The sequence below is a fragment of the Lyticum sinuosum genome (assembly GCF_034471385.1).
Taxonomy (GTDB): domain Bacteria; phylum Pseudomonadota; class Alphaproteobacteria; order Rickettsiales; family Midichloriaceae; genus Lyticum; species Lyticum sinuosum.
The window spans coordinates 312,094-336,044 of sequence record NZ_JARGYU010000002.1 but is presented as its reverse complement, the minus strand read 5'-3'; the positions used below and the strand labels follow the sequence as shown (position 1 = coordinate 336,044).

General features: G+C 22.1%; 19 protein-coding genes. 12 read left to right on the top strand and 7 right to left on the bottom strand.

Annotated features, from left to right (window positions below):
* Positions 1-382: 382 nt before the first annotated feature.
* A complete protein-coding gene (gene rodA, locus Lyticum_RS03275; RefSeq protein WP_322498904.1) occupies positions 383-1,456 on the bottom strand; it encodes a rod shape-determining protein RodA in 1,074 nt (357 codons plus the stop codon).
* A gap of 302 nt (positions 1,457-1,758) precedes the next feature.
* On the opposite strand from rodA, the gene Lyticum_RS03270 reads away from it, so the two are divergent.
* The 7 genes from Lyticum_RS03270 to Lyticum_RS03240 all read left to right on the top strand — a co-directional run bounded on the left by Lyticum_RS03270 (position 1,759) and on the right by Lyticum_RS03240 (position 8,848).
* Positions 1,759-2,184 (top strand): SRPBCC family protein, encoded by a 426-nt coding sequence (locus Lyticum_RS03270; protein WP_322498903.1) that lies wholly within the window; start codon positions 1,759-1,761, stop codon positions 2,182-2,184.
* Positions 2,185-2,379: 195 nt separating this feature from the next.
* A complete protein-coding gene (locus tag Lyticum_RS03265; RefSeq protein ID WP_322498902.1) occupies positions 2,380-3,021 on the top strand; it encodes a hypothetical protein in 642 nt (213 codons plus the stop codon).
* Between the two features lie 5 nt (positions 3,022-3,026).
* On the top strand, positions 3,027-3,971 hold the full coding sequence (locus tag Lyticum_RS03260) for a DMT family transporter (RefSeq protein ID WP_322498901.1): 945 nt from the start codon (positions 3,027-3,029) through the stop codon (positions 3,969-3,971).
* A gap of 122 nt (positions 3,972-4,093) precedes the next feature.
* Entirely contained in the window at positions 4,094-4,732 is a 639-nt protein-coding gene (locus tag Lyticum_RS03255) for a hypothetical protein (protein ID WP_322498900.1), read from the top strand.
* 326 nt (positions 4,733-5,058) lie between these two features.
* A complete protein-coding gene (locus tag Lyticum_RS03250; RefSeq protein WP_322498899.1) occupies positions 5,059-6,351 on the top strand; it encodes a hypothetical protein in 1,293 nt (430 codons plus the stop codon).
* Between the two features lie 601 nt (positions 6,352-6,952).
* Positions 6,953-7,825 carry a hypothetical protein gene (locus Lyticum_RS03245; protein ID WP_322498898.1) on the top strand — a complete coding sequence of 291 codons (873 nt, stop codon included), beginning with the start codon at positions 6,953-6,955 and terminating at the stop codon, positions 7,823-7,825.
* A 219-nt stretch (positions 7,826-8,044) separates the two neighbouring features.
* Entirely contained in the window at positions 8,045-8,848 is an 804-nt protein-coding gene (locus Lyticum_RS03240) for a hypothetical protein (protein WP_322498897.1), read from the top strand.
* A gap of 94 nt (positions 8,849-8,942) precedes the next feature.
* Here the strand turns inward: Lyticum_RS03240 and Lyticum_RS03235 are convergent, their stop codons facing one another.
* A complete protein-coding gene (locus Lyticum_RS03235; RefSeq protein WP_322498896.1) occupies positions 8,943-9,959 on the bottom strand; it encodes a hypothetical protein in 1,017 nt (338 codons plus the stop codon).
* 143 nt (positions 9,960-10,102) lie between these two features.
* On the opposite strand from Lyticum_RS03235, the gene Lyticum_RS03230 reads away from it, so the two are divergent.
* Positions 10,103-10,810 (top strand): transcription antitermination factor NusB, encoded by a 708-nt coding sequence (locus Lyticum_RS03230; protein WP_322498895.1) that lies wholly within the window; start codon positions 10,103-10,105, stop codon positions 10,808-10,810.
* A gap of 81 nt (positions 10,811-10,891) precedes the next feature.
* On the opposite strand, the gene rpoD is transcribed toward Lyticum_RS03230, so the two are convergent.
* From rpoD to Lyticum_RS03210, 4 genes are all read right to left on the bottom strand, one after another.
* A complete protein-coding gene (gene rpoD, locus Lyticum_RS03225) occupies positions 10,892-12,850 on the bottom strand; it encodes an RNA polymerase sigma factor RpoD (protein WP_322498894.1) in 1,959 nt (652 codons plus the stop codon).
* A 64-nt stretch (positions 12,851-12,914) separates the two neighbouring features.
* Positions 12,915-14,807 carry a DNA primase gene (locus tag Lyticum_RS03220; protein WP_322498893.1) on the bottom strand — a complete coding sequence of 631 codons (1,893 nt, stop codon included), beginning with the start codon at positions 14,805-14,807 and terminating at the stop codon, positions 12,915-12,917.
* Between the two features lie 90 nt (positions 14,808-14,897).
* The gene (locus Lyticum_RS03215; protein WP_322498892.1) at positions 14,898-15,308 is read right to left on the bottom strand and encodes a hypothetical protein; all 411 of its coding nucleotides are present in this window, start codon (positions 15,306-15,308) and stop codon (positions 14,898-14,900) included.
* Positions 15,309-15,404: 96 nt separating this feature from the next.
* The gene (locus tag Lyticum_RS03210) at positions 15,405-17,627 is read right to left on the bottom strand and encodes a hypothetical protein (protein WP_322498891.1); all 2,223 of its coding nucleotides are present in this window, start codon (positions 17,625-17,627) and stop codon (positions 15,405-15,407) included.
* 200 nt (positions 17,628-17,827) lie between these two features.
* Between Lyticum_RS03210 and Lyticum_RS03205 the strand changes: the two genes are divergently transcribed.
* The 3 genes from Lyticum_RS03205 to Lyticum_RS03195 all read left to right on the top strand — a co-directional run bounded on the left by Lyticum_RS03205 (position 17,828) and on the right by Lyticum_RS03195 (position 21,782).
* A complete protein-coding gene (locus Lyticum_RS03205; RefSeq protein WP_322498890.1) occupies positions 17,828-19,384 on the top strand; it encodes a YifB family Mg chelatase-like AAA ATPase in 1,557 nt (518 codons plus the stop codon).
* A gap of 88 nt (positions 19,385-19,472) precedes the next feature.
* Positions 19,473-20,927: a sodium:solute symporter family protein gene (locus Lyticum_RS03200; protein ID WP_322498889.1), complete on the top strand. Its 1,455-nt coding sequence runs from the start codon at positions 19,473-19,475 to the stop codon at positions 20,925-20,927.
* 45 nt (positions 20,928-20,972) lie between these two features.
* A complete protein-coding gene (locus Lyticum_RS03195) occupies positions 20,973-21,782 on the top strand; it encodes an O-methyltransferase (protein WP_322498888.1) in 810 nt (269 codons plus the stop codon).
* A gap of 55 nt (positions 21,783-21,837) precedes the next feature.
* On the opposite strand, the gene Lyticum_RS03190 is transcribed toward Lyticum_RS03195, so the two are convergent.
* Complete coding sequence (locus Lyticum_RS03190; RefSeq protein WP_322498887.1) at positions 21,838-23,193, bottom strand: amino acid carrier protein; 1,356 nt, start codon at positions 23,191-23,193, stop codon at positions 21,838-21,840.
* A 230-nt stretch (positions 23,194-23,423) separates the two neighbouring features.
* Between Lyticum_RS03190 and Lyticum_RS03185 the strand changes: the two genes are divergently transcribed.
* The gene (locus Lyticum_RS03185) at positions 23,424-23,921 is read left to right on the top strand and encodes a flagellar hook-basal body complex protein FliE (RefSeq protein WP_322498886.1); all 498 of its coding nucleotides are present in this window, start codon (positions 23,424-23,426) and stop codon (positions 23,919-23,921) included.
* The last annotated feature ends 30 nt before the right edge of the window (positions 23,922-23,951 follow it).

Genomic DNA, 23,951 nt, shown 5'->3' with positions numbered 1-23,951 from the left:
TTTATACTTCTTCTCCATTAATCTTTTATATTGAACTTTTTACTAATATTTTTTTTAAAATATTCTTTTTATATATTTTTATATACTTTTTAATTTAAATTAGTTTTATTATTAGTTTTTTAATCAATCTTAACTAATTTTATATATATATACTTTATTTATAGAAATTTATAATTTGTATATAATTTTATACCTTTATATACTTTATTTATACTTCTTCTCCATTAATCTTTTTATTGAGACTTATTACTAATATTTTTTTTAAAATATTTTATTTATATATTTTTATATACTTTTTAATTTAAAGTTCTATCTTTTTATTATACTCATACCACATCTTTCTAATTTTTCTAGTTTTTTTATTTCTCCTTATTATTTTTTGCTATTTGCTATCTTTGCAACAGTTTAAAACTAAACCTACGCACAGCCAACATGTTAATAAATATGATCTTCCGTATGATATGAAAGGTAATGGAACACCAACTACTGGTATTAATCCTGATATCATGCCACTATTAATAAATAGTTGAATAAATATCATAAAATTTAATCCTATAATTAATAATTTATTCATATGCTCTTTAACTCGATTACATAGCAATAATCCTATGCAAAACATCATAAAATATATGGATAAAATAATTATAACTCCGATATAACCAAATTCTTCAGCAAATACTGATAAAATAAAGTCTGTATGTCGTTCAGGTAAAAAATTGTGAGTATTTTGAACTCCTTTCCTCCATCCTTGTCCCCAAATTCCTCCATTGCCAATAGCAATTTGTGATTGTAATATATTATAACCTGCTCCTAAAACATCAGAATTTGGATTTAAAAATGTCATAACTCTTTGTTTCTGATATCCTAATAGAACAAAGTTCCACACTATAGGAATTAATAATATCATTAATAATAAAACAAGTAATATCTTTTTTATATCTACTCCTGCATAAAAGAATAGAGAAAAACTACTAGCACATAAAATAATAGTTGTGCCCAAATTAGGTTGTTTTAATATTAAAATTGATGGAATTGCAATTAATATAGATGGTTGTATTAAATATCTCCATTTTTTTATATGTGATATTGGTATATCATCAAAGTATTTTGCTATTATCATTATTGTTGTTATTTTAGCCCATTCAGATGGTTGTATACCAATTGGCCCTATCTGAATCCATCTTTGTGCACCCATTGCGCTATGACCAAAAAGTATGGTTATTATTAAAGCAATAACTAATCCAATATAAGATATTGTAGTTATCTTTTTTATTGTATTATTAGGTATAAATATGAAAATTAAAGATATTATACAAAATATACAACTGGATTGCCAATGTTTTACAGCAATGGCTGGATTTATTGAATATAATGTAATTGATCCTATAATATTTAATATTAATGCAAGAAAAAAATATAAAAATGCAAGTTTGTTTTTATTAGCAAATAAAATCATTATAAATTATTTTTATAAATATTAAAAAATTTATCAATAATATTTAATATATTAAATATTTTTAGATATATATATATAATTTTGATAAAAAAAAGCTTAAGCTAAAATAAAAAATTATTAAATTCTTAATTCATTAAAGATATATATTAAAAATATATATAATATATTAATATAGATTTTTATTTCTCTTATAACTCTTATAAAGAAAGTTCTAAAAATGTTTGTTATTTACTTCATTAAAAAATTCATATATTATTTATAGTAATAAATAATTTTTGAAAACAAATAAATTAAACAAAGATATGTGGAAAAATTGCGAAAAAACTTCTAGTAAGATATTTAATAATATTAAACACGAAAATATATGGAATGCTTGGAAAGATGTAAATAATTGGAATAAATGGGATAATAATATAAATATTTCTGAAATTAAAGATAATTTTCAGAAAGATGCTGAAATTACCTTAACATATAATTCTCAAAAGACTGAAAAATTTATTTTATCTGAAGTAGATGATCGAAAATCTTTTACTATTAAAAAATCTCTTATAGGTGCTGAGGTCTTTAAAACTTATAGCATTGAAGAAGTACAAGATGGTTTAAAAATTACGATGATTTTATCAATAAAAGGCATTTTAGGCTGCATTTGGGAAAAATTTATTGGAGAGAATGTTTTTTCTTCTATGCAAGAAGAAGTTGAACGTGTAGTAAAATTTTGTTCAGAATAAAGTATAATATAAAAAATATAGGTATATAACTTTTAATTATTGCATAAAATTAGTATTTCTTAGTATTTTTTTATTAACTTAGAATAAAAATATTTTTATTTTACGTATATAAACTTATATTAATAAAAAATATATATAATAAAAAAAAACAATTATCTTAAAATTATATAATTAATAATAAAGAATAATAAATTTATGCAAAATAATCAAAAAATTACTCAAAAACAGAGGAAAAAAGATTTTTTAGTATTATATGAATTATATGTAAAATATCAAAAATATAATATAATTTATATAAATAAAGATTTTCAAGATAGAAATTTTATTTCTATTGAAATTTTTTTTGATATTAGTACTCTGACTAATAATATTTCTACAGATGCATATCTTGGCAATCTTTGGAATATATACTTTAAAAATAATAATGGAAGAGAAAATGAATTTTATAAAAGTTGCACTATAGAAATAAATGAAATAGAAAATAAAGAACGAAATCTAAAAGATAATATTTCAGTATTACATGAATTAAATAATGATCTCAATAAATTATCAGAAATATCATTAAGATATAATATATCATTAGATAAATTTTCTAGTGAAAATAATATAAATAGTGTTTTTAATACATATAGTATTCTTCAATTTCGAAAACAACTCACAGACGCATTAAAAAATGATAGCAATGATATAAACAATAAATTTAAACCTATTAAAAGAATACTTCAATATCTTATAAAAGGATTATTTTTTACTTATGAAAAATTAATTAAAATTCCTTATAAATTTTTGAAAAATTTATTTTTAAAAAATTCTCAAAATCCTGAAATTTTACATTAAAAAAGTTGTCAGAAAATAGTATAAAAACTGATAGATTTAAAATTATTTGTGGTATATTTTGGTTGATAGCATCACTTATTATAAGCTCACTTAATGACGTTATAACTAAAAAATATACATTATGCTTTAATTTAGAACAAATAGTTTTTACAAGATTTGTTTTTGGATCATTAAGTATAATTCCAATAATAATATTTAATTCATTTTATAATTACAAATTTTATAGTCAAAATATTGAAAATGATTCAATTTTAAAAAAAATTAAATCATCCTTTAAGACCAATTACATTAAACAGCATTTAATTCGTGGTTTATTATTAAGTATATCAATGTACTTTTGGGTAAATGGTATATCAAAAATACCACTTGCTACAGTTACAGCAATAAGTTTTACTATTCCTATATTTTTAGTGGTATTAGCAATCATTTTTCTCAAAGAAAAAGCTAATATAAAAATTATTATTAATATAATAGTAGGATTTATCGGAATTATTATTGCAATAAATCCATCATCATTTCTTGATACATTAATTATTATCAGATTTATTATATCTGCTATACTTTTTGCTTATTTAGATATAATAAATAAAATACTTATAAATAAAGGTGAAAAAACAATAATTATGCTTTTTTACTCAAATTTTTTTGCAGGACTATTTTTTATAATACCTGCACTTAATAATTGGAAAATTTTCAACTTAAACGACTTACCGTACTTCATAATTTTAGGATTTGGAAGCAATATTATTTTGTATTGTATTTTGAAAGCTTATAGTTTGGCCTCATTAACTATATTAGCCCCACTGCGTTATCTAGAATTAATAATATCAACAATATTTGGTTATTTTTTATTTGATGAAAAAGTAACAATAAATCTTATATTTGGATCTATTATTATTGTAATTTCTACAATTAATACAATAAAAAAGCAGATAATAAGTAATATATAAAATATTATTGAATTTCATTATAATATATATTATACTCTTGTTTATTTATATAAAAAAAATATATATAATAATAAATAATTTATTTGAAATTACAATTAACATTATAAAAAAATAATAATTTTATGCAAAATAATCAAGAACCTATGCAAAATAATCTTACTGAAAAACAAAAACAACATTTTTTAGAGTTATATAAGATGGCTCTAGGATATAAATTTCTAATGGAAAATTATAAAGATCAATCTATTAATACAGATAATGAGATAGATATGTTAAGTGCAACACTATTTGAGTATTATTATGTTATAATTAATATGATATATAAAATAAATTTTAATACTGCTACTATAAACGATATAGAAAGAAATATAGGTATTAGCAAAGATATTTTAATAAGAACTCAAGAGGAAGTAGTTCGTTTGAATCAAAATATAATTACAAAGAATTCAGTAATATTACAAAAACAAGTAAATGATCTTAATGCAGTATTGAAGATAGTAAAAAAATTCAATGATCAAAAACATATGGAAGACGATGTAAAATATGTAATATATCATGCTCTGAAGAAATTACACCCTATTAGAACATTTATAAAAGATAAAATAAAAGATATTACAGGTATTATAATTTCTATTCTACTACGTCCTCTTAAATTAATATATGAACATATTATAAAACCAATTATTAATATTCCATCTCGTATACATAAATATTTCACTTCTGGAAATAATAAGAATTCTTCTATTTCTATTGATAGATAAAAAAGGATATTAAAAAGTTTTTTCTATATTAATAATATAATATTAATGTAAATGTAATATTATCCTATATTATTATCCTATATTAGGGTTTTTAATATAGTAAGGTAAAGGATAATGATATATATTCAACTGATAATTATAAGCATCCTCTTTAAATTCTTTAAATTCTTTCTTATTTAGTTCAATCTCAATATTAGATGATATTGATATAAATATTATTAGTATTATATTTTGATCTATTTTATTAATTATTGTAATTTCTACAATTAATTTAATAAAATTAATAAAAAAGCAGATAATAAATAATATATAAAAATAATAATTTTATGCAAAATAATCAAGAAATCACTATAGAACAAAAACAACAAGCTTTTTTAGAATTATATCCGATATTTTTAAGGTATTCATCATCACAATCACCTAGAGAGAAAGATTTTATATCAAATTTCTTTTTTCGTCTTATAAATTCTTTAGATTCATTTGAAAATATAAGTCAAATCAATATTAGATTAGAAAGTAAGAACATATCAACTGTCGAACAGAATATTAAAATCGTTAAAATGATGGGAGAGTCTCTAGGTATTGATCGAAATACCATCAATAGTATTGATATTCAAAGCATAAGTAATAAAACACATGAAGAAAATATTGATATAGCTTTGAATATGCTTCAAAATCTAAAAAATTTAAGAGATAAAGATAATCTTATAGAAGATTTTGAATCTTTAAAAAAAGATCCTATGGGGGAGGTAGATGTTCAAATTTTACGTCAAAACAGACTTAAAGATCAAGCCCAAGCTCAAGCCCAAGCTCAAGCTCAAGCTCAAGCTATAGCCCAAGCTCAAGCTCAAGCCCAAGATCAAGCCCAAGATCAAGCTCAAGCTATAGCCGAAAACAAAAGACTATTCAAAAGAATATCTTCCTACTTTATACCAGAAGAGTGTAGAGGTTATAGGTTAAGTGAGGACATTTCAGTTTTCTTTGTATATGGGATAAAAAATATTATAGTATTTCCTTTTAAACTGATATATAAACTTTTACCTGAACCGATTAAAGATAAACTTCTTGATCCAGTTATAGATAAATTTTTTAAACCAATTAAAAAATATCTGATTAGACCACTTCTTTATTTAATTACAAGTATTATTTTTCTTCCTTTATTTTTAATAACGGATCCTAAAGATTTCTGTAAATTTATTATTAAAGACATTATAAAACCAATTATTAGAATATCTTCCTACTTTATACCAGAAGAGTGTTATAAACATGGCTCTAAATTCTTAGAGAGGATACCAATTTTCTTTGTATATGGGATAAAAAATATTATAGTATTCCCTTTTAAACTGATATATAACCTTACACCTGAATCAATTCAAGATAAATTTCTTGATCCAGTTATAAATAAATTTTTTGAACCAATTAGAAAAAATCTGATTAAACCACTTCTTTATTTAATTACAAATATTATTTCTGTTCCTTTTTTATTAATACTTTATCCTAAAAAAGTGCGTAAATTGATTATTAAGGAGATTATAAAACCAATTATTAATATTCCATCTCGTATATGTGAATATTTTAGTTCTAAAAGTAATGAGAATTCTTTCATTTCTGAAAGGTGATCAGAATTCTTCTATTTCTATTGATAGATAAAAAAGAATATTAAAAAATATTAAAAGGTTTTTTTGTTATATAATAAATATAATATTAATGTAAATGTAATATTACCCTATATTATTACCCTATATTAGGGTTTTTAATATAGTAAGGTAAAGGATAATGATATATATTCAACTGATAATTATAAGCATCCTCTTTAAATTCTCTAAATTCTTTCTTATTTAGTTCAAGTTCAATATTAGATGATATTGATATAAATAATAATTTATTTAGTATAATATTATAAGTTGGAATATATTTTACTCCTAATATAATATCTTCAGCTTTAATATATGAATTAATATCTAATTCTTTGCAATTTCCAAAAAATATTTCAAATAATATAACATAAAATATAAAGAATCTTTCTTATTACACATTATTTATTATATTTTGATCTATTCTATTAATTATTGTAATTTCTACAATTAATTTAATAAAGAATAAATAATAAGTAATATATAAAAATTATTATTGAATTATTATTGAATTTTATTATAATATATATAATAAAGAATAATTTATTAGAAATTATAATTAATAATACAAAAAAATAATAATTTTATGCAAGAGAATATTACACAAAATAATCAAAAAATATCTAAAGAAGAAAGAAAACAAGATTTTTTAAAATTATACCAAATATATTTTAAATATTCTCATCCTGATACGCAAAGTAATTGTTCTAGTAATAATTCTGAACTTAAATCTATTTATTATAGTTGTAGTTTTAATCCTCTAATAAATAGTTCTTTTAGTAGAATAATTATTGCAATATGTGGTTCAATTGAAGATAATAAAAAAATTACTATAGTTAATGATGATAATTATATTCTTAAAGAAAGAGAAGAAAGATCAAATGCTCTTAAAGAGGTGGAAGAGAAAATAAATCTTATTAAAAAGACAAAAAATACAGACAAAAAAACAATTCTTTTTAAAGATATGAAAGAAAAATTAAATATTCTTGAAAAAATAGGAGAAAAAGAAGATATTCTTAAAGAAATAAATAAAAGATCAGATATTATTCAGAATATAGGAGCAAAAGATCTAAATATTAATGAAGATATCATGAAATGTAAAGCAGTACCTCGAATTACAACTTCAGCAAAAGGAACAATACAACAACAAATAAGTGATATTGATGTATTCTTGAATACATTAAAAAAATCAGGTATACAACTTGATAATAGCATAAAGTACGATATTTCTAATCTTGAAAATACTAAAGCTGATCTTATAAAGATGAAACATAATCTAATAAAAGATTATGTACAAGATACTCTATCTGCAATAGTAGTAACACTTTTTATTGAATTTCCTCTTAAATTAATATCTGTATTCATTATAAAACCAATTATTAATATTTCATCTCATGTATATAAGAGTATAGCTAATATTTTTAATTCTCAAAGTAATAATAATTCTATTCAGAAATAATAGAAGAAGATAATTATAAATTATTTATAATTATATTTATATTAATCGTATTATAAAATTATATTTATATTAATGATAATAGAAGATATTAAAAAATAACATAATATAACATAAAATATAAAGAATCTTTCTTATTACATATTATTTATTATATTTTGATCTATTCTATTAATTATAGTAATTTCTACAATTAATTTAATAAAGAATAAATAATATTTTATGCAAGAGAATATTACACAAAATAATCAAAAAATGACTCAAGAAGAAAGAAAACAAGATTTTTTAAAGTTATATGAAATATATCTAAAATATTATTATCTAAAAGATTATTGTGAGATTACATATAATGATCAAAATGATTTTGATATTATGTATAATGATCAAGATTTTTTTGAGCATATTAAGCATATTAATAATGAAGATATAGATATTATACAACGTCTAATATTAATACATCATTATAAGAATATAATTACTAAAATATATAAAACAATATTTTTATCTCATGAGATTTCATTATATAGGAGTAATTTGCAACAACAAAAAATGTTGGGTGATAATAATAGTATAATTAATATTCATTATATAAATAAAAGTACAATTAAAGAGATAGGAAGACATCTAGGTATTAGTACAGAGATCTTAAAAAAAACTAGCAATAAGGCAGTTGTTTTAAGTAAGAATATGATTAGGAAAACGAAAGCAGAACTAATACAAGAACAAATAAATGATATTAATGTATTCTTGGAAGCAGCAAAAAAAGAAGATATAAGAGATAGCCTTCTTTCTGCACCTATTAAAGGACTAAAAGAGATGAGAGATTATTTTATAAAAATAAAACCCCTTACTAAAACACTAACGAGAAGCATAATACTATTATCTCTTAAATTGATAAAGTTTTCTTTTATATTGATATCTGTGATATTTAAATTCATTATAAAACCACTTATTAATATTCCATCTCGTATATGTAAATATTTCACTTCTAAAAATAATGAGAATTCTTTCATTTCTGAAAGGTGATCAGAATTCTTCTATTTCTATTGATAGATAAAAAAGAATATTAAAAATATTAAAAAGTTTTTTTGTTATATAATAATATAATATTAATGTAATATTATCCTATATTAGGGTTTTTAATATAGTAAGGTAAAGGATAATGATATATATTCAACTGATAATTATAAGTATCCTCTTTAAATTTTTTAAATTCTTTCTCATTTAGTTCAAGTTCAATATTAGATGATATTGATATAAATAATAATTTATTTACTATATTATTATAAGTTGGAATATATTTTACTCCTAATATAATATCTTCAGCTTTAATATATGAATTAATATCTAATTCTTTGCAATTTCCAAAAAATATTTCGTTTTTATATTCAGAAAATGAATAATTGATATTTTTTTCTATATCATTATAAATTTCATTAAGACTTGATATTTTATAATCAATATCACGATATAAATTTATCTTATTATTATAAATAGTATCTTTGTAAAGAGTATTTTTTTTACAGCTATATCTACTATAATAATATAAATTTTCACCATTTTTATCAATTCCTGCTGGTAATAAAGCAACAATATTTTCACTATAATTAATTTTATCTTGAAAATTAGTTTTATCTTGAATTTTATCTAAAGCTTTTGAGGCTATACAATCTAAAGTATTAAATGGAATTATAGGGAATTTCTTAGAATTTTGTTCTTTTTCATTAGGAAATTCTGAAAGACTCATTTTTATTCCATATGCGTAACTTAAACCAATACGATTCCCTGTAAAACTACCTGGTCCAGTTGTAACAGCAATAGCATCTATATAACTAAATATTTTATTATTATCTTTCTTAAGATTATTATTTATATTATCTGATTTATTATCTGATTTATTCAAATTATTCATTATAACTTCAGATATAATCTCTTGTGTTATTGAAGATATAGTTTCAACTTGCATATTAAGATAATCAATAGATTTTGAAATTTCTAATTTAAAATCAATTGAAAAATCATTATTATTGATATTATTACTATAATACTTCTTTTTTTTACTATCTTTATTAATTTCTATTTTATAGAGAGCTACAGAGCAAAATCCACAACAAGTATCTATACAAAGCAAATTCATTTTAAAATTTTAAAAATTTATTTAATGTTTTTTTATTTATTTTTAATATTAATACTTCCATGACTATATATGCTGTGTTAAATAAAATATATTTATAAAATTATTTAATTCATAAAAACTTAATTCATAAAATTCATATACATATGAACATAGAAAATATCTTAATAAAAAATAAAAAAATAACAAAATTAGATACACAAACTAGATTAATTTTAGTACAAATAATGTACATGTATGACATAATGCTCATTGAATATAATTATAAAAAATCTAGTTCTGAAGTTGTTAATAATGTCTTTAAACTTATTAAAAATTGTATTGAAGATGAAAGCTTAGATTCAAAAGACAATAATAATTTCAAAGAAGTAATTCATTTCTTTGAAAAACCAGAAACTTTTAATGATGAAGATAATGAAGAGAATCTATATGGATATAATGGTGTATTATATAAAACACTGAAAAAACATGAATTAAATGCGGATTATATATCTTTTATAATTGAGATAACAAATAAAATATTATACTGCAAAAATCATATAGATGATATAATTCAAGAAAATTTAGAAGGAAAATGGGGGTTAAAAGATATAGCATATGTTATTAGAGCAATTTTAAGATTAGCAATTTTTGAAATAAAACAATTAAATCAATTAAATAAAAGTACAACAGATAAAATTAATGATATTTTTAATTCTAAAGCTGATTCTGAAAATATAAGTTCAGAATCTGATGAACAGAAAAAAAATAACAATAAAATTATAAGAAGTTATATTAAATTAACAAATATTTTAAGTCACTCTAAAGATATAGCATTTATTCATGCTTTCATGAGAAAAACATTTTTATATTAATAAAATTATATTTAATATATTTAATATTATTTTTGATACGTTTAAACTTATGAAAAAAATTAATAAGATATGTAAAAAATATTATTCTGCATTTGCTTCACTATTGTACTTTTCATCAGTATCATTATCGTATCCACCATCATAATCACTATCATCAGTGCTACTATCATCACCAGAATCATTGTTTTGATAAAGTGGTTTTTTATTATTTTTAGTTTCAAGAAAGCCTGCAAGACCTCTACATCTACTTGGTCGCCTCATTTTACGTAATGCTTTTGCTTCTATTTGTCTTATTCTTTCTCTAGTTACATCAAATAAGTGACCTACTTGTTCAAGTGTATGATCACTTCTCAGACCTATTCCAAATCTCATACGCAATACTCTTTCTTCTCTCGGTGTTAATGAAGATAACACAGCTGTTGTTATTTTTCTGAGACTATTACATATAGCAGCATCTAATGGTGTCACAGAATTAGGATCTTGTATAAAATCTGCAAGAACACTAGAATCATCACTACTAACTTTATTTTCTAAGCTAACGGGTTCCTTTGCTATTTTTAGTGTTTTTATAATTTTTTCAACAGATTGACCCATTTTTTCTGCAATTTCTTCTGGAGTTGGCTCTCTTCCCAATTCATGAATTAATTGTTTTATTATACGTAACATTTTATTGATTGTTTCTATCATATGAACAGGAATTCTTATAGTTCGAGCCTGGTCTGCAATAGATCTAGTTATAGCTTGACGTATCCACCATGTTGCATAAGTTGAAAATTTATAACCGCGCTGTGGATCAAATTTATCTACTGCTTTCATCAATCCTATATTACCTTCTTGAACAAGATCTAAAAATTGAAGTCCACGATTTGCATATCTTTTTGCTATTGATATTACAAGCCTTAAATTAGCTTCTATCATTTGTTCTTTTGCTATTTTTATCTTTCTTTCAGCTTGTCTTAATGAATTAATACTTTCTTTAAAAGTTATTAAATCTAATCCTATCTCAACTGCATAATTGGCCATTTTTTTAAGTATATCCTTAATTTTTGCAGACCAAGATGGAAAATCAAAATTTTTTCCTGCAATCTTTTTAACATTTTGTACCCAATCTAAATTATCACTTCCATGATATAGATTTAAAAATTTTATGCGGTTAATATCTGATGATATACAAATTTTAAGAATCTCATTTTCATAACTTAAAATGTTTTTATTTTGTTCTTGTAAAATATCTGCAATATTTTGTGATACATTTTCATTAATATAAAGTTGTCTCATACATTCACTGAGTTCTATAATCTTATTATTATAGTACTCTTCGGAATATTTTATATTATTAATTTCATTGTTAGAAATTTTTTTCTCTTCTATTAAGAAAGTAGAACAATAATTTTTTAATTTAATTTTCTGTAATTCTAAAATTTCTTGTGCAATATTTTTTGCTTTATTTAATAGAATTGTTACGCTTTCAAACAAGACATTTTCCATTTCTGTCATTGAATTTACTTCCTCATCATTTTCTTCTGTTTCATCATCAAAATCATCAAATATAGATTCTTCTCTTGAAATATGTGAATCAAGTTCATCTTGATTAAATTCACGAAAATACATAGTTTCTACATCTATTATTTCTCGTATACTCATATTCCCCATATTAATACTTTCTGCCCATTCAATAATTTTTTTTAAAGAAATAGGAAAAGAAAATAAAATTCTTATTTTTTTATATTTTCCATTTGTTATATCTTCAGCTATTGCTATTTCTGTTTCTCTAGTAAGAAGCTTAATACCACCCATTGCTCTAAGATATAACTTAAAAATATCTCCACTTGACTTATAATCTGATGCAGAGAATTCAGGATTTTTTAGATCATCTGTACTAACAACATCTTCTTTATCACCTTCTAAAGATACAGGCTCTACTATACTTTCATCTTCGAGAAAAAAATCATCTTCATCATTGTCTACTTGTAGTATTATTGAATCTAATTTCTTTTGTTCTTCTGTATCTTCAAACTCTTTATCATTTTTCTTTGTCATTTATTTTATTTATTGTATTATAATTATTATTTATAACTATTTATATTATTTTTTAATTAGATCATTATAAATCATTTATATCAATTATATTATCGATATTATTATTAATAATAATATTTCTTTTTTGTTGATTTTGCTTTAAAGATATAATATTTTTTTCTAATTTCATAAGAAGATTTTCATCTGGAAATTTTTTTTTCACCTCATTAAGAATTATCTGATGAGTTTTTTTTATTTGAATTTCTATCAAGTGATTTTCTTCTATCAAAAGCCATTTATCAAGATTTTGATATAGAAATTCTTTATTATATTTTTCTTTTATTTTAATAATATTATTTATAATAATCTCTTTATTTTCATTAGAAATTGAACAATCTTCCCAATTTTCTCCATTTAATAAAGTATTTTTTATTTTTATTAAATCTTCATTATAAATATCAGGAAGATCACTTAATCTTTCATATATATTAGAATTAGTTGCTTCTGGTTGTAAAATTAAAACTGATATTATATTAATAAAATTCTGACTAATTTTATTTAATTTTACTATATTTATATCATTTTCAAATAAATAATATTTATTTAGATTATTAAAGTTATTATTAATATTTTTATTATTTTGACGAATTTTTTGCCAGTATAATTTATCTAAATATAATTTATATTCAGATGATAATTCCCTATGTTTTACTTTTTTAGCAATATCTTTTAGTATTTGTCTAACACTAGCTTTTTCTTCTGGTTTAGAGTTATGCGTTATATTACAACAGATATCAAATATAAAATTTATTGCTGATTTTCTATTTTCTTGTGCATATTCACTCCATAATATATTTTTTTGCGATATACTACTAGGGTCTTCATCTTTTTTTAAAATGACAATTTCTATATTTTTTTCTGGAGTAAAATCAGAGATAGATTCTTTAATTAAACGAAACATAGCATTTTGACCTGCATTATCACCATCAAAACATATAACAGGATTATAACCTTTATTCCACAAATTATGTATATGATTTTGATTGATAGCTGTACCTAGACTAGCAATTACATTTTGTTTTTGTTTTGCAAGAGAAAGAACATCAAAATATCCTTCTACAATATAAATATCATTTTTATATTTAGTAGAATTATAATTCTGTTTATTATATATATTATGACGTGATATCTGATATAAACCATAAAATATTTCTCTCTTCTTAAAAATATCTGTTTCTCCACTATTAATATATTTAGGTATTTGTTTTATAAATTCATTATTTTGATTTTGATAATTTAAGTTATTTGAATTATAAGTTTTATTTTTATTAAAATCATTTAAAATTCTTCCTCCAAAACCAATAATATTTCCAAATTCGTCATGTATAGGAAATATAATTCGACCAGAAAGTGGATTTACAAATTGCGATATATTATGTTTAAAGACAAGGATTTTACTATTAATGATAATATTATCAGAAAAATTTTTTTTTAATATATTAATTAATTCTTTATTATTATTGGGACAAAATCCTATTTGATATTGTTTTAATATATTCGAATCTATAAGTCCTCTGAGCTCTAAATATTTTAGAGCATTATTATCTTTATTATTGAGTAGATTTTCATGATACCATTCTGCTGATATTTTATTAATAGAATATAATTCTTGATTTATATTATTTTTATAGGATATAGATATAGGTAAATCAACTTTAAATATATCAGCAATATTTTTTTTTGCTTCCATATATTGAATATTATGATATTTCATTGCAAAAGTGATGATATCCCCGTGCTCACCACATCCAAAGCAATGAAAAAATTTCTTGTATTCACTTACTGTAAATGATGGTGTTTTTTCATCATGAAATGGACATATTCCTAAAAATTCTCCATGAGATCTTTGTTTAAGATCTACATACTTACTTATATAATCATAAATATTACAATTTTCTCTAATGATTTGTGAATGCATTTTTTTACAAAATATATCAGAAAATAAATATAAAAATATTTATTTTTAAATAATTCTCGCAATTTGCATTAATTTTAATAAAATTATATTTTATAATTTTGTGACAACATATGTATCACGTAGAAATATTCTTTGAGCTTCTTCCTTATTTTTAGCTACTATAGTAGTGATTAATCTAAATCCATCTATTTGAGCTTTTTTTTCTAATAAAAATGAACTATTATAATATAATAGTAAATTTATTCCCAAAGAAATAAGACTAATATAATATTTATAATCTACTAAATATTCACTTAATAAAATGCATGATGATTTCATGATAAGTATTATTATACCTAAAATCCAAAATTTATGACAAAATAACCAAATCCAAGAAGAAATTAATAATAATAAAGAAGGAGAATCTGAAATAAATCTTGTATTAATTATTGTATCTCTATTGATTAATGCTTGTAGATTATTTCTATAACTACTTTTAATATAGATTGAATAAATTTTCATATCTTTTTATTAAATCAAATTTATATTAATTCTTTTTTATATGGAATTTATATTATCACAAAAATAATTAAAATTTAATACAGAATAATAATTATATTATATTTTTGTTATTATCATAATTGTAGATGTTATAAGAATGGCACAGCTAATAAGTATAGCAATATTTTTACTATGACGTGAGATAATATCATCATCTTTAATATATAAATCATATATATTAATAATTTCTTCGATTTTTTTTACATATTTTGCTGATTTTTGATATTTTTGCATATCTTTATTTAATTTATTGTGATTAAATATTGAAATTAGATCATTTATATTACCAGTTTCATAAACTTTCTCTAAGATCTTAGAAGCAATTTCTATATTAGATTTACCAAGCAAAGAACTAGTAATAGAATATGATAGATTTTTTGCTATTGATTTTATAATATTTTCTATATTTATTCCTTGTTTCGTATTTTTAATATAAAAAGAGTTTATTATTCCAAGTAAAATATAATATTTATGATTTCTTATATATCTAAAAGTTTCAATAGATTTTAAATATGGCCAATCTTTTAATTTCATACTTATTATTAGAAAATCATAAAAATCTGTAGTAATAGTTACATTATTCATATCATTCATATGTGATGATAATGTATTATTAAAGAATTCTATGGCTTCATAAACACTGAAACATATCTTATTATTTACTTCTGGTCCTGAATATTGATTTAGATTGCTAAAATACATCATATACCATATATTCATATTACGTTCATATATTTCGTTAATATCGCTATTACTTAATATATTATAATTATTATTATCACTTTCACTGATTGAAATAGCATCTTTTGTAACTAATTTGTTAATATTTGTTATATCTGAAAAAGACTTATTGATTTTTGAAGCAATACTATTTGCTGTATTAATAATAACAGCAAAAGATTGATGTTTTTTATTATGAGATAAACGACAAATAGATTCTATATAGCCAGATTTTATAATATAAATTAATAAATTTATCAATTTTTTGTCATTTTGATAAATACCATAATTAAGCATATTACCTATTTCTTTTATATTTAAAAAAGTATTTCCAATGCATATATAGTCATTCTTATTTTTATTTAAATTACTAATAAAGAATGCAGATAATAATCTTGTTATTTCATCTTTACTGTTAAAAACATCATCATAATAATAAATTTCATTACGAATATTTAATATTTCTATCATAATAGATCTATAAATAATATCTTCATCTTTTTTTACTTTTTCATCATTGAATGCATTAGAAATTTTTATCTTAAATTGATTATCATCACAGTTAAAAATTATATCTAAACTCATTTCGTATAATGAATTATATTTTTTATTATTTTTATTATTATTTATATCTTTCTCTATATCATATGAATGATTTTTAGCATTATTTTTGATTATATTACATGTATTATCGTTTTTATTTATAATATTTTTATTTATATTTATACAATCATTAATATCTCCATTTAATAATACATTACAAATATCTGATATTTCATCAGGTAAGTCATAATCCTCTATTCGAAATAATTTTTTTAAATAATTGAAACTTTCTTTTCTTGCTGTTGCTATAGCAATATCATGTAAATTAAAATTAAATAATTCAGTTCTTTTAAAAGAATTTAGAATAAGTACTCCAATAGCATAATAATCAGCAATATATTCATCAGATCCTTTTCCACATGGATGCGAACATCCTCTTAATCCATATTCATAAATCTCTGATTGTATACTTCCACATGGAGCATGAAAATAGTTATCTATTTCAATTATATCTTTATCTTCATTATAATAAACTGTAGAATTATTAATATTACCATGCATAATATTCAGATGATGTAGTTTACTTACTATTGAAAGTATTTGCTTAATTCGATGAATCGAAAAATTATCAATAATTTTTCTTTTAGAAAAATTTGTAACAAGAACAATTCTTTCAAATCCATCTATCTCAGTGAGATTAGATGATATTATAGGTAATAATCCAGTTATTGGATTATTTTTTAGTTTTTCTATATCATCTAGACGACATAAAGAAGGACAATAATGAACTATAGCAAATTTACTATTATCTATTTCATTCGAACTATAATTTGAACATATTTTGACTTTATAAGATTTTGTAAAAGGTGTTTTTAAATCTTCTATTGGTTGATTTAAATCTATTTCGAGATAATCATGAAGGCGTAATGGAATAGTATTTTGAATAAAATTAGATCTATTAATAGTTATATAATTTTTTTTTATTGAATCTTGTTGATAGTTTGATGATTTAAACATAATTTAATTAGTTTATTGACAACAGTTTATAAATTATATACTTGGGTAATGAGCTTGTGATATTTTACTATTGTGATACAAGTATTGCAATTTATTGATAAAAAGAGATAGATATTAGTTTTTACGTATATTGTGATATATTATCATATACTTTGCAATTTGTTCATAATAAAAATTTTTTATAGAAAATCTGTAAAGATATGTTATCAAATATTAATACTGTTACTTTTATTGGCATAGAAGCTAACAACATAGATGTTCAAACTCATATTGATAGTGGTGGATTACCAATATTTAATATTGTTGGCTTAGCTGATAAGTCAATTGCTGAATCAAAAGAAAGAGTAAGAGCTGCTTTCTCAAGTATAGGCTTATCATTTCCAGCTAAAAGAATAACTATTAACTTAGCTCCATCAGATCTTTTAAAAGAAGGAAGTCATTTTGATTTAGCTATTGCTATGGGTCTTCTGACAGCAATGAATATTATACCTAAAGATGAAATTCAAAATTTTATAATAATGGGCGAATTATCATTAAGTGGGGAGATTAATAGAGTAAATGGTATACTACCTGCAGCTGTATCTGCTAAAAATGCGAACAAGGGAATAATATGTTCATCAGAAAATGAAATGGAAGCTCTTTATTCAAGTAATAATAATATTTTTGTTTTTGATCATTTATTAGAGATAATTCATCATTTTACAAAAAAAAATCCTAGATATAAATCTGATGTTTCATTAATTGATATATTACAAGAATCTAATCAAAAACATTTAGATCTAAAAGATGTTTTGGGCCAGCCACTTGCAAAAAAAGGTCTCGAAATTGCAGCTGCAGGAAGACATCATATGATTATGATTGGACAACCTGGGTCTGGAAAATCTATGCTTGCTAAACGTCTTCCCAGTATTATGCCACCTCTTTCCACAGAAGAAATACTAGAAATTAATATTATAGCTAGTATTGCTGGAGAAATTGATCATGGCATAGGACTTATTAATTCGAGGCCATATCGTTCTCCACATCCTTCATCTTCCATGGCTTCATTAATTGGTGGAGGTAGAAATATTAGACCTGGTGAAATTACTTTAGCGCATTATGGAATATTATTTCTTGATGAGTTACCAGAATTTCATAGAAATAGTTTAGAATCATTAAGGCAACCTGTAGAAGATGGATATATAATTCTAGATAGAGCAAGTGGTCATGTTAAATATCCTGCTAAATTTTTACTAATTGCTGCAATGAATCCATGTAAATGTGGATATTATGGTAGTAAAATAAATAATATAAGATGTAGAAAAGCTCCACAATGCGCATATGATTATCAAAATAAGATATCTGGACCTATGTTTGATCGTTTCGATCTTCAAGTGCAAACTGATGAAATAAATTCAATATTATATGATTCTCAATTGTATAGTTCGCAAGAGTCTAATGAATCATCAACTAAAATCAGAGAAAGAGTAATATCTGCTTGTGATATTCAAAATAAACGCTATAAAAAATTAGGATGGGAAATAAAATTCAATTCTGAATTGGATGGTGATTGTTTAAATAAATCAGTTATTTTAACTAAAGAGGCAAAGAATCTTCTAGAAAAAGCTATAACAAAGTTTTGTATGTCAATGAGATCTGTTAATCGTGTTCTTAAGGTATCAAGAACAATTGCTGATTTATCGCAAAATGAAGGTGATATAAGATATGAAGACATGCTGAAGTCTATATCCTATAGAATAAATAGAATGATGGAATAAAATAAATAATTATTGAAATTTCATTAAATAGCTGTATTTATGTTCATTGTTTAACACTCTAAATAAATAAAAAAATGTTTTAGCTAAAATGCCTTTAAACCAAAATAATTACTATCTCTCTTGTTCAAATTTATCTATTGAAGATATACTAATAATAGTAGCATATTTGATATTTTGTTTATTAATTGGATTAAGTAAAATTAGTTCAATAAAAACAATACGCTGCTATGCTTTAGGAAGTAAGGATGACTCTATCATTAGTACAGTTTTTCTTGTTACTACATTATTTAGCACATATATTGGTGCTAGAATGACAATAGGAGTTATTGGGAGAACATATGAGTCAGGTCTAGTGTATGGTATAGCACAAATAGTAAGACCAGCTTTTTGGTTAGTTACTGGATTTGTTTTCGCAAAAAATATTAGCAAATTTAAAGGTTGTCTTAGTTTAAGCGATATAATGGAAAAAATGTACGGTATTAGTGGAAAATGGATAATAAATATTTTTTCATTACCTTTAAGCTGTGGAATATTAGCAGCACAAGTATTAGCAATGGGTAAAATGTTTGAATATTTTATAGGAACATCTCAAATTATAGGGGTCCTATGTGGAATGATTGTTCTTATTATTTATTCTGTTTTTGGTGGAGTAAGAGCTGTAATTGTTACTGACTTTGCTCAATTTATTATATTATTTATAGCATTTCCAATTTCAGCATATGTTATTTATTATGCTGCCGGAGGATGGGAGATAATTTTAGCAAATCTTCCAGATACACATAAATCTATCGATTTTAGTAATAAGAATAATATTACAGAACTTGTTTCCTTTATTTCATATTGTTTACTTCCTTGTACTGCTGCGACATATATTCAACGAATGCTTATTTCAGGTAATGAACAACAAATAAAGAAAATAATGAAGATAAATGCAATTTTAACTCTTCCATTAATTATAGTTTTATTAATTATAAGTTTATCAATAAAATCAGTTGCTCCAAATTTAGAAAGAGCAGATATAGCTATGTTTTATGCAATAGATAAATTTCTTCCAGTAGGGGTACGTGGACTAGTAATAGCTGGAATTTTAGCTGTAATAATGTCATCTGCTGATTCTTGGTTAAATACTACTGGAATTATGTTAGCTCATGATGTAGTTAAAAAAATGAAACCATCAATCTCAGATAGAACAGAATTAATCATTGCAAAATATTCGTCAGGCTTAGTAGGATTTATTGCAATCACTATAGCACTTAATGCAAAAAGCTTACTATCTTTATTATGGACTATAGATAATTTTTGGGAACCGATGATTATCGTTCCTTTATGTGCTGGATTTTTAGATATAAAAATAACTACTAAAGAGTTTTTATGTGGAGTTATTTTTTCTATTATAGGTGTAATAACTTCTGCAAATATTTTACGTGGTAACTATGATATAGTTACATTGGTTATAGGACTATTATTTAATATAATAGGAGTTATTACTATGCGTTATTTATTTAAGTTTGTAAAAAATGATTTTTTTAAAAAAAATTATTAGATTCATTAAAATTATCAATTTATGAAATTATATTTTTATTAATGAATGACTAAATTGAATGATTTTATTCCTGAAAGGAAAAAACAAAATTATATTGATAATTTATATTCGTTGTTTGATCAGTATCAAAGTATTAGAAAATCCTCACCTGATCATTTAGAACATATTCAAATATCATATTCTGAGTCTAGAATAATATCAGTGTTAATACAATTGCATAAACCCAATAAAATAATAGAAATAGGAAGTTTTATTGGATATTCAACAGCTCATATTATACAAGCTTTAGAATGTGTTTCTCCATCAGACAATTCTATAAAAACTGATAAATCTATCTTTATTACATTTGAAAAAAATAAAAAATATTATTCTATTCTTAGAAAAAACATGTTAGATTTATCTTTAAAAAAAAATAATCAAAATTTTAATGAAAAAAGCGATAAAAATCAAAAAACAAATATAATTAATGAAAATATAGATATTATTAATTTTTCACACTTGGATCTAATAACAGTTAATGATAATGCTGATATTTGTTTAGATAATATAAAAAATCGATTTTTTGAAAAAGAAAAAATAGATATGATCTTTATTGATGGATCAAAGAATTCTTATCCAGAATATTTAAAATTTGCTAATAAGAATCTCAGAAAAGGAGGATTAATAATATCCGATAATACGTTATTATTTAATTCTATGAATAATTATTCTAATTCTGATGAAATACTTGATAAAAAATTAAAAAAAATGTGGATTAATATTAATTCTTTTAATCAGGAATTAGCTCATTCTGAATTATATTATTCAATAATAATTCCTACTTTTCATGGTATGAGCATAGCAATAAAAGTATGAAATATATATTTTTATATAAGATTTCATGATATTTATAATTTTATGATATTTATTTTTATATACGCATTTTAATTTTTTTTCGCATTTTAAAAATACCACTTAAATTTATTATCATTAAAATACCTCCAGATACACTCATAAGTAACATAACATTATTTTGATCAAAAAATGAAAATAAACTAAATACAGTGATTCCATAAAAAATATATATAATTCTTCCGAATTTTTCATTTATAAATGTTGCACATTTTTGTCCAACAACAAAAAATCCAGCAATTGTTGTAAATCCAGATATAAAAAATAAAATACCTATATATAAATTAACATATCTTGATGGAATTATTGTTTTTATTGCTTCTCCAATGTATTCAGATGGTTTAAAGCCAATCATAGTCCATTTATCAGTAATAATAACTATTAAAACACTCATGGAAGAAATGAATATATTTGATAATAAAGCCATAACAGCAATTGGTGCTTGCTTTTCTGCTTTTGTTATTCTTGTTTCACTATGTATTATTGAATCATATCCTATACCTATATCACCAGAATATACAGCACGTGATGTACCATAATGCATTGCAGTAATCATTGTGCTACCTAAGAATCCACCAATAGCTGAATGCCCATAAAAAGCAGATTTAATAATTAGATATAATGCCGATGGAATTTTCGTATAGTTTAGTGATAATATTATAATACATATAATAGTATAACTGATCATAAAAGGTGGCATCATAATAACACAAATTTTACTAAAATGCTTTATACCTCCTAAAGTTGTCATTAATAACATTAATAATATACAAATAATTACTGTGATTCTATTAAATCCAAAATTTGTAACCATTGTATCTGTAATAATTAAAAACTGAGAAACATCAGCGCCATATATACAAAGAAAAGTAGCACTCATTATTGGTAATACTTTTTTTAAAAATTTATTATCTTTAAAAGCATGTCTAAGATAATACATAGGACCCCCGTTATAACCATTTTGCGAAAAAACCCTATATTCTATACCTAAGTATATTTCTGAGTATTTTATTAACATTCCGATTAAAGCACTTATCCACATCCAAAATAAAGTACCTGGTCCACCTATTAGTAAAGCTGCCACTACACTAACTAAATTCCCGAGTCCTATCATTCCACCTATAGATGCAAAATATATAGAAAATGGATTTATTCCAGGTTGGTCTTTATTTTCATCTTGTATTAATTTTTGAATATGATGTTTCAAGTTCAATATTATTGAAAATTGATATCCTTTTGATACTACAGTTAAGTAAATACCAATAAATATAATTACCAATAGCCCAATATAATTCCATATAATATTATCAATGATATACAAAATACTAAAAAAATCTTCAATAAATAATAAAATAGAAGATTGATATTTATTCATATTAACAGTTTCTTAAATTTATAAAGTTATTTAATATTGAAATTATCTAAAATTTTTTTATCTTATTATTAATATATAAAAATCTTTAATAATATAAAAATTTAAAATAACAACAATAAGTAGTTGATTATGCTTTTCTAATGGGTTATAAAAAACAATCATGCAAAATTATATAATATAAAATATAGTTCAAATTTTTAATAATATACATAAAATAATAAAATATAAAAATGAATAACAATAAACTTAATCCAATATCAAGTTATATCGCCGCAGAAAAAGCATATAATCTCTTATCTGATAAAATTGATCGCAGTGCAAAACAAATTAGAGAATTACCTGATGATTTTATTGATTTTAATAAAGATAATATTAAAGATTCATCAAATGATGTAGATATTATATTTTCTGATAATAATCTTAATAACTATGAATTACCAATACTGAAAGGGGAGAATTTTTATCCTTCAAATAATAATTATAATAATGATGATAATATATCAACAAACAATAGCAGTGAATCTTCAATTAATACATTCAAAGATTTAATTTTAAATGGAATTAATAAAATAAAAAAAGCTGAAGAAAGCGGATCTAAAATAACAGGCAAAGGAAATATTTTACAGTTGGCAAGTGATATATCTGAAGCTGATATATATCTTAAACAAGTTACAAATATTAGAAACTCATTAGTAAAATCATGGAAAGAACTTATATCAGCAGCTTAATCAATAATTATTGATTAATTATTGGTTTTA